Source organism: Shigella sp. FC1661, assembly GCF_001712525.1.
GTDB lineage: Bacteria > Pseudomonadota > Gammaproteobacteria > Enterobacterales > Enterobacteriaceae > Escherichia > Escherichia coli.
On the sequence record NZ_MDGW01000058.1, the window covers coordinates 1 to 9,685 of the forward strand.

General features: G+C 51.6%; 8 protein-coding genes and 3 pseudogenes. 10 read left to right on the plus strand and 1 reads right to left on the minus strand.

Annotation, left to right across the window (positions count from 1 at the left end):
• Window positions 1–159, minus strand: a 159-nt coding sequence (locus BFF42_RS04525; protein ID WP_032277379.1) for an IS1 family transposase, incomplete at its 3' end; no start/stop codon positions are given.
• Between the two features lie 184 nt (window positions 160–343).
• Here BFF42_RS04525 and BFF42_RS04530 point away from each other — a divergent pair.
• From BFF42_RS04530 to BFF42_RS28215, 10 genes and pseudogenes are all read left to right on the plus strand, one after another.
• The gene (locus tag BFF42_RS04530) at window positions 344–673 is read left to right on the plus strand and encodes an ElaB/YgaM/YqjD family protein (protein ID WP_001295174.1); all 330 of its coding nucleotides are present in this window, start codon (window positions 344–346) and stop codon (window positions 671–673) included.
• 246 nt (window positions 674–919) lie between these two features.
• Complete coding sequence (gene nrdH, locus BFF42_RS04535; protein WP_001223227.1) at window positions 920–1,165, plus strand: glutaredoxin-like protein NrdH; 246 nt, start codon at window positions 920–922, stop codon at window positions 1,163–1,165.
• Window positions 1,162–1,572: a class Ib ribonucleoside-diphosphate reductase assembly flavoprotein NrdI gene (nrdI, locus tag BFF42_RS04540; protein ID WP_000080947.1), complete on the plus strand. Its 411-nt coding sequence runs from the start codon at window positions 1,162–1,164 to the stop codon at window positions 1,570–1,572. The genes nrdH and nrdI overlap by 4 nt, the downstream gene beginning before the upstream one ends.
• Window positions 1,545–3,688: pseudogene (gene nrdE, locus BFF42_RS04545) on the plus strand (class 1b ribonucleoside-diphosphate reductase subunit alpha). Before nrdI ends, nrdE begins: the two are co-directional and overlap by 28 nt.
• A gap of 9 nt (window positions 3,689–3,697) precedes the next feature.
• Window positions 3,698–4,656, plus strand: a pseudogene (gene nrdF, locus BFF42_RS04550) (class 1b ribonucleoside-diphosphate reductase subunit beta).
• Between the two features lie 354 nt (window positions 4,657–5,010).
• Window positions 5,011–6,213 carry a glycine betaine/L-proline ABC transporter ATP-binding protein ProV gene (gene proV / locus BFF42_RS04555; protein ID WP_000985494.1) on the plus strand — a complete coding sequence of 401 codons (1,203 nt, stop codon included), beginning with the start codon at window positions 5,011–5,013 and terminating at the stop codon, window positions 6,211–6,213.
• Complete coding sequence (proW, locus tag BFF42_RS04560) at window positions 6,206–7,270, plus strand: glycine betaine/L-proline ABC transporter permease ProW (protein WP_000774996.1); 1,065 nt, start codon at window positions 6,206–6,208, stop codon at window positions 7,268–7,270. The genes proV and proW overlap by 8 nt, the downstream gene beginning before the upstream one ends.
• A 57-nt stretch (window positions 7,271–7,327) precedes the next feature.
• Window positions 7,328–8,320 carry a glycine betaine/L-proline ABC transporter substrate-binding protein ProX gene (gene proX, locus BFF42_RS04565; protein WP_001216527.1) on the plus strand — a complete coding sequence of 331 codons (993 nt, stop codon included), beginning with the start codon at window positions 7,328–7,330 and terminating at the stop codon, window positions 8,318–8,320.
• Between the two features lie 291 nt (window positions 8,321–8,611).
• Window positions 8,612–9,589 (plus strand): annotated as a pseudogene (locus BFF42_RS04575) (MFS transporter); the annotation flags it as partial.
• Between the two features lie 45 nt (window positions 9,590–9,634).
• A partial coding sequence (locus tag BFF42_RS28215) for an IS1 family transposase (RefSeq protein WP_165888145.1) occupies window positions 9,635–9,685 on the plus strand: 51 nt, incomplete at its 3' end.

The window sequence follows — 9,685 nt, forward strand, 5'->3', positions numbered from 1 at the left end:
GTGCGTACCGGGCTGAGAGGCGGTGTAAGTGAACTGTAGTTGCCATGTTTTACGGCAATGAGAGCAGAGATAGCGCTGATGTCCGGCAGTGCTTTTGCCGTTACGCACCACGCCTTCAGTAGCGGAGCAGGAAGGACATCTGATGGAAATGGAAGCCACGCAAGCACCTTAAAATCACCATCATACACTAAATCAGTAAGTTGGCAGCATTACCCCGCGGGCCTACCTTACCTGATTGCGCATTCACAACGCTTTCAGAAAAGTCCATAAAGCCGCGATGAACCTCAGTTAAGAAAATTATGGTCTACACTGAAAATTACATCGAATTCTAATGGGGGATCATATGTTTAACCGACCGAACCGCAACGACGTTGATGATGGCGTGCAGGATATCCAGAATGATGTCAATCAATTAGCTGACAGCCTCGAATCTGTATTGAAGTCCTGGGGCAGCGACGCCAAAGGGGAAGCTGAAGCCGCACGCAGTAAAGCTCAGGCGTTGCTGAAAGAAACCAGGGCGCGAATGCATGGTCGTACTCGCGTCCAGCAAGCCGCGCGCGATGCCGTTGGCTGCGCGGATTCTTTTGTTCGTGAAAGACCCTGGTGTAGCGTGGGTACAGCAGCTGCGGTAGGTATTTTTATCGGCGCACTGTTAAGCATGCGCAAATCGTAGTGCAAAAATGATAATAAATACGCGTCTTTGACCCCGAAGCCTGTCTTCGGGGTTTCTTTTTGCCTGGTGAATCACAAAATCCCCCTCCCCCGTCACGCTCATATCCAGGGTAATTTCGATCACTATTTGCTATATATTGTGTAGTTGAAACTTTTTTCAACTACATCTAGTATCTCTGTATCAACAGAGAGACAACCCGACGCGTATCATCGCGCCGTATCTTCATTTTAAACGGAAATACGAATCATGCGCATAACTATTTATACTCGTAACGATTGCGTTCAGTGCCACGCCACCAAACGGGCGATGGAAAACCGGGGGTTTGATTTTGAAATGATTAATGTCGATCGCGTTCCTGAAGCAGCGGAAGCGTTGCGTGCTCAGGGCTTTCGTCAGTTGCCGGTAGTGATTGCTGGCGATCTTAGCTGGTCTGGTTTCCGTCCGGACATGATTAACCGTCTGCATCCAGCGCCACACGCGGCCAGTGCATGAGCCAGCTCGTCTACTTCTCCAGCAGCTCCGAAAACACGCAGCGTTTTATCGAACGTTTAGGTCTGCCCGCGGTGCGCATCCCGCTCAATGAACGGGAACGGATTCAGGTAGACGAGCCTTACATCCTGATCGTGCCCTCTTACGGCGGCGGCGGTACGGCTGGCGCGGTGCCACGACAGGTAATTCGCTTTTTAAACGACGAGCACAACCGGGCGTTGCTTCGCGGCGTTATTGCTTCTGGTAATCGCAACTTTGGTGAGGCGTATGGCCGCGCCGGAGATGTGATTGCCCGGAAATGCGGCGTGCCGTGGCTGTACCGTTTTGAACTCATGGGTACGCAAAGCGATATCGAAAACGTTCGTAAAGGAGTAACCGAATTTTGGCAACGACAACCGCAGAATGCCTGACGCAGGAAACGATGGATTACCACGCGCTGAATGCGATGCTTAACCTCTACGATAGCGCAGGTCGCATTCAGTTCGATAAAGACCGCCAGGCCGTTGACGCCTTTATGGCGACGCATGTGCGTCCGAACAGTGTGACCTTCAGTAGCCAGCAGCAGCGCCTGAACTGGCTGGTCAACGAAGGTTACTATGATGAAAGCGTTCTTAATCGCTACTCTCGCGACTTTGTCATTACGCTGTTTGCCCACGCACACACCAGCGGTTTTCGTTTCCAGACATTCCTCGGGGCATGGAAGTTTTACACCAGCTATACGTTGAAGACATTCGACGGTAAACGTTATCTGGAAGATTTTGCCGATCGAGTCACGATGGTGGCGCTGACGCTGGCACAAGGCGATGCGACGCTGGCGTTGCAACTGACCGATGAAATGCTGTCAGGACGCTTTCAGCCAGCCACGCCGACATTCCTCAACTGCGGTAAGCAGCAGCGCGGCGAACTGGTTTCCTGTTTTCTGCTGCGTATTGAAGACAATATGGAGTCGATTGGCCGGGCGGTAAATTCCGCACTGCAACTGTCGAAACGCGGCGGCGGCGTGGCATTTTTGCTGTCGAATCTGCGAGAAGCGGGCGCGCCAATTAAACGTATTGAAAATCAATCTTCTGGCGTAATTCCGGTGATGAAAATGCTGGAAGACGCATTTTCCTATGCCAACCAACTCGGCGCGCGTCAGGGGGCAGGTGCAGTCTATTTACATGCTCATCATCCCGATATTCTGCGTTTTCTCGATACAAAACGGGAAAATGCCGACGAAAAAATCCGCATTAAAACACTGTCGCTGGGCGTGGTGATCCCGGATATCACTTTCCATCTGGCAAAAGAGAATGCGCAGATGGCGCTGTTTTCGCCCTATGACGTTGAGCGAGTTTATGGCAAGCCGTTTGCCGATATCGCCATCAGCGAACACTATGACGAACTGGTTGCCGATGAACGCATCCGCAAAAAATACCTCAACGCCCGTGATTTCTTCCAGCGGCTGGCAGAAATCCAGTTTGAGTCCGGCTATCCCTACATCATGTATGAAGACACGGTAAACCGTGCTAACCCTGTCGCCGGGCGCATAAATATGAGTAATCTCTGCTCAGAGATTTTGCAGGTCAACTGTGCCTCAGAGTATGACGAGAATCTCGACTATGCCCGCACAGGCCATGATATCTCCTGCAATTTAGGTTCGTTGAATATTGCGCACACCATGGATTCCCCCGATTTTGCCCGCACGGTAGAGACTGCGTGCGCGGTTTAACGGCGGTGTCAGATATGAGTCATATCCGCAGCGTGCCGTCCATCGAAGCCGGAAATGCCGCCTCACACGCCATCGGACTGGGGCAGATGAATTTACACGGCTATCTGGCGCGAGAAGGCATCGCTTATGGTTCGCCGGAAGCACTGGATTTCACCAATCTCTATTTCTATGCCATCACCTGGCACGCACTGCGTACCTCGATGTTGCTGGCGCGCGAACGCGGTGAAACCTTCGCCGGGTTCAAACAGTCACGTTATGCCAGTGGTGAATATTTTAGCCAATATCTGCAAGGTAACTGGCAGCCGAAAACGGCGAAAGTTGGCGAACTGTTTGCCCGCAGCGGTATTACGTTACCTACCCGTGAGATGTGGGCGCAACTGCGCGACGACGTGATGCGCTACGGCATTTATAACCAGAATCTTCAGGCGGTGCCGCCAACCGGTTCTATCTCTTATATCAACCATGCTACGTCGAGTATTCATCCGATTGTGGCGAAAGTAGAGATACGCAAAGAGGGCAAAACAGGACGCGTTTACTACCCTGCCCCGTTTATGACTAACGAGAATCTGGCGCTGTATCAGGATGCTTACGAAATCGGCGCAGAAAAGATCATCGACACCTACGCCGAAGCGACTCGCCATGTCGATCAGGGGCTGTCGCTGACGCTGTTTTTCCCCGATACCGCCACCACTCGCGATATCAACAAAGCGCAGATTTACGCCTGGCGCAAGGGTATCAAAACGCTCTATTACATTCGCCTGCGTCAGATGGCGCTGGAAGGCACTGAAATTGAAGGCTGCGTCTCCTGTGCACTTTAAGGAATATCTATGAAACTCTCACGTATCAGCGCCATCAACTGGAACAAGATATCTGACGATAAAGATCTGGAGGTGTGGAATCGCCTGACCAGCAATTTCTGGCTACCAGAAAAGGTGCCGCTGTCGAACGATATTCCTGCTTGGCAGACATTAACTGTCGTAGAACAACAACTGACGATGCGCGTTTTTACTGGCCTGACGCTGCTCGACACGCTGCAAAATGTTATCGGCGCGCTTCGCTGATGCCCGATGCACTCACGCCTCATGAAGAAGCGGTATTATCGAATATCAGCTTTATGGAAGCGGTTCATGCCCGCTCTTACAGTTCGATTTTCTCGACGCTGTGTCAGACCAAAGATGTCGATGCCGCCTACGCCTGGAGTGAAGAAAACGCACCGTTGCAGCGAAAAGCTCAGATTATTCAGCAACATTATCGCGGTGATGATCCGCTGAAAAAGAAAATCGCCAGTGTGTTTCTTGAATCTTTTTTGTTCTATTCCGGTTTCTGGCTGCCGATGTATTTTTCCAGCCGCGGAAAGCTGACCAATACCGCAGATCTGATCCGTCTGATTATCCGCGATGAAGCAGTCCACGGTTACTACATAGGCTATAAATATCAGAAAAACATGGAAAAGATATCTCTGGGACAACGTGAAGAGTTGAAGAGTTTCGCCTTCGATTTGTTGCTGGAACTCTACGACAACGAGTTGCAATACACCGATGAGCTGTACGCCGAAACCCCGTGGGCTGACGATGTGAAAGCGTTTCTCTGTTACAACGCCAATAAGGCTTTGATGAATCTGGGCTACGAACCGTTATTTCCCGCAGAAATGGCGGAAGTGAATCCGGCAATCCTCGCCGCGCTTTCGCCGAATGCCGATGAAAATCACGATTTCTTTTCCGGTTCAGGCTCCTCTTATGTGATGGGGAAAGCGGTTGAAACAGAAGATGAAGACTGGAATTTCTGAGGGTGTTATTTTCAAAAATATCACTACCCGCAGCAGGGAAATAATTCCCGCCAAATAGCTTTTTATCACGCAAATATTCTGTAGTGATCTACACTGAGACTCTGTTGCATTATTCGCCTGAAACTACAATATTCAGGCGTTTTTTCGCTATCTATGACAAAAAATATCAACTTTTCTCGATTTGCTCTCAGCCCTTATATCACGGGAAATTCCGGCGATTTGCTCGCATCAATATTCATGCCACATTTGCCCTCAGGGGTTGCCTCAGATTCTCAGTATGTTAGGGTAGAAAAAAGTGACTATTTCCATTGGGTAATATATCGACATAAACAAATAAAGGAATCTTTCTATTGCATGGCAATTAAATTAGAAATTAAAAATCTTTATAAAATATTTGGCGAGCATCCACAGCGAGCGTTCAAATATATCGAACAAGGACTTTCGAAAGAACAAATTCTGGAAAAAACTGGGCTATCGCTTGGCGTAAAAGACGCCAGTCTGGCCATTGAAGAAGGCGAGATATTTGTCATCATGGGATTATCCGGCTCGGGTAAATCCACAATGGTACGCCTTCTCAATCGCCTGATTGAACCCACCCGCGGGCAAGTGCTGATTGATGGTGTGGATATTGCCAAAATATCCGATGCCGAACTCCGTGAGGTGCGCAGAAAAAAGATTGCGATGGTCTTCCAGTCCTTTGCCTTAATGCCGCATATGACCGTGCTGGACAATACTGCGTTCGGTATGGAATTGGCCGGAATTAATGCCGAAGAACGCCGGGAAAAAGCCCTTGATGCACTGCGTCAGGTCGGGCTGGAAAATTATGCCCACAGCTACCCGGATGAACTCTCTGGCGGGATGCGTCAACGTGTGGGATTAGCCCGCGCGTTAGCGATTAATCCGGATATATTATTAATGGACGAAGCCTTCTCGGCGCTCGATCCATTAATTCGCACCGAGATGCAGGATGAGCTGGTAAAATTACAGGCGAAACATCAGCGCACCATTGTCTTTATTTCCCACGATCTCGATGAAGCTATGCGTATTGGCGACCGAATTGCCATTATGCAAAATGGTGAAGTGGTACAGGTCGGCACACCGGATGAAATTCTCAATAATCCGGCGAATGATTATGTCCGTACCTTCTTCCGTGGTGTTGATATTAGTCAGGTATTCAGTGCGAAAGATATTGCCCGCCGGACACCGAATGGCTTAATTCGTAAAACCCCTGGCTTCGGCCCACGTTCGGCACTGAAATTATTGCAGGATGAAGATCGCGAATATGGCTACGTTATCGAACGCGGTAATAAGTTTGTCGGCGCAGTTTCCATCGATTCGCTTAAAACCGCGTTAACGCAGCAGCAAGGTCTTGATGCGGCGCTGATTGATGCGCCGTTAGCAGTCGATGCACAAACGCCTCTTAGCGAGTTGCTCTCTCATGTCGGACAGGCACCCTGTGCGGTGCCCGTGGTCGACGAGGACCAACAGTATGTCGGCATCATTTCGAAAGGAATGCTGCTGCGCGCTTTAGATCGTGAGGGGGTAAATAATGGCTGATCAAAATAATCCGTGGGATACCACGCCAGCGGCGGACAGTGCCGTGCAATCCGCAGACGCCTGGGGTACACCGGCGACTGCACCGACTGACGGCGGTGGTGCTGACTGGCTGACCAGTACGCCTGCGCCAAACGTCGAGCATTTTAATATTCTCGATCCGTTCCATAAAACGCTGATCCCGCTCGACAGTTGGGTCACTGAAGGGATCGACTGGGTTGTTACCCATTTCCGTCCCGTCTTCCAGGGCGTGCGCGTTCCGGTTGATTATATCCTCAACGGTTTCCAGCAATTGCTGCTGGGTATGCCCGCACCGGTGGCGATTATCGTTTTCGCTCTCATCGCCTGGCAGATTTCCGGGGTCGGAATGGGCGTGGCGACGCTGGTTTCGCTGATTGCCATCGGCGCAATCGGTGCCTGGTCGCAGGCCATGGTTACCCTGGCGCTGGTGTTAACCGCCCTGCTGTTCTGTATCGTCATTGGTTTGCCGCTGGGGATCTGGCTGGCGAGAAGTCCGCGAGCGGCGAAAATTATTCGTCCACTGCTTGATGCCATGCAGACCACGCCAGCGTTTGTTTATCTGGTGCCAATCGTCATGCTATTTGGTATCGGTAACGTGCCGGGCGTGGTGGTGACGATCATCTTTGCTCTGCCGCCGATTATCCGTCTGACCATTCTGGGGATTAACCAGGTTCCGGCGGATCTGATTGAAGCCTCGCGCTCATTCGGTGCCAGCCCGCGCCAGATGCTGTTCAAAGTTCAGTTACCGCTGGCGATGCCGACCATTATGGCGGGCGTTAACCAGACGCTGATGCTGGCCCTTTCTATGGTGGTCATTGCCTCGATGATTGCCGTCGGCGGGCTGGGTCAGATGGTACTTCGCGGTATCGGTCGTCTGGATATGGGGCTTGCCACCGTTGGCGGCGTCGGGATTGTGATCCTCGCCATTATCCTCGATCGCCTGACGCAGGCCGTTGGGCGCGACTCACGCAGTCGCGGCAACCGTCGCTGGTACACCACTGGCCCTGTTGGTCTGCTGACCCGCCCATTCATTAAGTAACTCTGCACTTGCCCGGTGACGCCGGGCATTATCACCCTGCCAAAAAAAGGAATAACAATGCGACATAGCGTACTTTTTGCGACAGCGTTTGCCACGCTTATCTCTACACAAACTTTTGCTGCCGATCTGCCGGGCAAAGGTATTACTGTTAATCCAGTTCAAAGTACCATCACCGAAGAAACCTTCCAGACGCTGCTGGTCAGCCGTGCGCTGGAGAAATTAGGCTATACCGTCAACAAACCCAGCGAAGTAGATTACAACGTTGGCTACACCTCGCTTGCTTCCGGCGATGCAACCTTCACCGCCGTGAACTGGACGCCACTGCATGACAACATGTACGAAGCTGCCGGTGGCGATAAGAAATTTTATCGTGAAGGGGTATTTGTTAACGGCGCGGCACAGGGTTACCTGATCGATAAGAAAACCGCCGACCAGTACAAAATCACCAACATCGCACAACTGAAAGATCCGAAGATCGCCAAACTGTTCGATACCAACGGCGACGGTAAAGCGGATTTAACCGGTTGTAACCCTGGCTGGGGCTGCGAAGGTGCGATCAACCACCAGCTTGCCGCGTATGAACTGACCAACACCGTGACGCATAATCAGGGGAACTACGCAGCGATGATGGCCGACACCATCAGTCGCTACAAAGAGGGCAAACCGGTGTTTTATTACACCTGGACGCCGTACTGGGTGAGTAATGAGCTGAAGCCAGGGAAAGATGTGGTCTGGTTGCAGGTGCCGTTCTCCGCACTGCCGGGCGATAAAAATGCCGATACCAAACTGCCGAATGGCGCGAATTACGGCTTCCCGGTCAGCACCATGCATATCGTTGCCAACAAAGCCTGGACCGAGAAAAATCCGGCGGCAGCCAAACTGTTTGCCATTATGCAGTTGCCAGTGGCCGATATTAACGCCCAGAACGCCATTATGCATGACGGCAAAGCCTCAGAAGGCGATATTCAGGGCCACGTTGATGGCTGGATCAAAGCCCACCAGCAGCAGTTCGATGGCTGGGTGAATGAGGCGCTGGCAGCGCAGAAGTAATTTTTATTCAGGCGGATAAGGCGTTTTTGCCTCATCCGCCGCTCTGTACACAATGCCTGATGCGACGCTGACGCGTCTTATCATGCCTACAAAATACACTCATTCCGTATGGCGGATAAGGCGTTTTCGCCGCATCCGCCGTTCTGTGCACAATGCCTGATGCGACGCTGGCGCGTCTTATCATGCCTACAAACCACATCGCACATTTCAACAAGCTATCTTTCATCCCATATTCATCAACATCCGCTATTATTGATTTCCAGCTTAATCATCACCTGATGAACAAAAATAATGACTAAACCTAATCATGAGCTTAGCCCGGCGCTGATCGTGCTGATGTCTATCGCCACCGGTCTGGCGGTAGCCAGTAACTATTACGCCCAGCCATTGCTCGACACCATCGCGCGTAACTTTTCCCTTTCCGCCAGTTCGGCAGGCTTTATTGTTACCGCCGCGCAATTGGGCTATGCAGCAGGTCTGCTGTTTCTTGTTCCCCTCGGTGATATGTTTGAACGCCGCCGCCTGATTGTCTCGATGACCTTACTGGCGGCAGGCGGCATGTTAATCACTGCCAGCAGTCAGTCGCTGGCGATGATGATCCTCGGTACGGCATTAACCGGTTTATTCTCTGTCGTGGCACAAATTCTGGTTCCGCTGGCAGCGACGCTGGCTTCACCGGACAAACGCGGCAAAGTGGTTGGCACTATTATGAGCGGTCTGCTGTTGGGGATCTTACTCGCACGGACCGTTGCCGGATTGCTGGCGAATCTCGGCGGCTGGCGCACCGTCTTTTGGGTTGCCTCGGTGTTAATGGCACTGATGGCGCTGGCATTATGGCGTGGTCTGCCACAAATGAAATCAGAAACCCACCTCAACTACCCACAGTTGTTAGGTTCCGTTTTCAGCATGTTTATCAGCGATAAGATCCTGCGCACCCGCGCATTGCTGGGCTGCCTGACCTTTGCCAACTTCAGCATTCTCTGGACCTCAATGGCCTTTTTGCTTGCCGCTCCACCTTTTAACTACAGCGATGGTGTCATTGGTCTGTTTGGACTTGCGGGAGCTGCCGGAGCGTTGGGCGCTCGTCCGGCGGGCGGTTTTGCCGATAAGGGTAAATCGCACCACACCACAACTTTCGGTCTGCTGCTGCTATTACTTTCATGGCTGGCGATCTGGTTTGGTCACACTTCCGTACTGGCGCTGATTATCGGCATCCTGGTGCTGGATCTCACCGTACAGGGCGTGCATATCACTAACCAGGTGATGCTGCCAACTTACTGATTTAGTGTATGATGGTGTTTTTGAGGTGCTCCAGTGGCTTCTGTTTCTATCAGCTGTCCCTCCTGTTCAGCTACTGACGGGGTG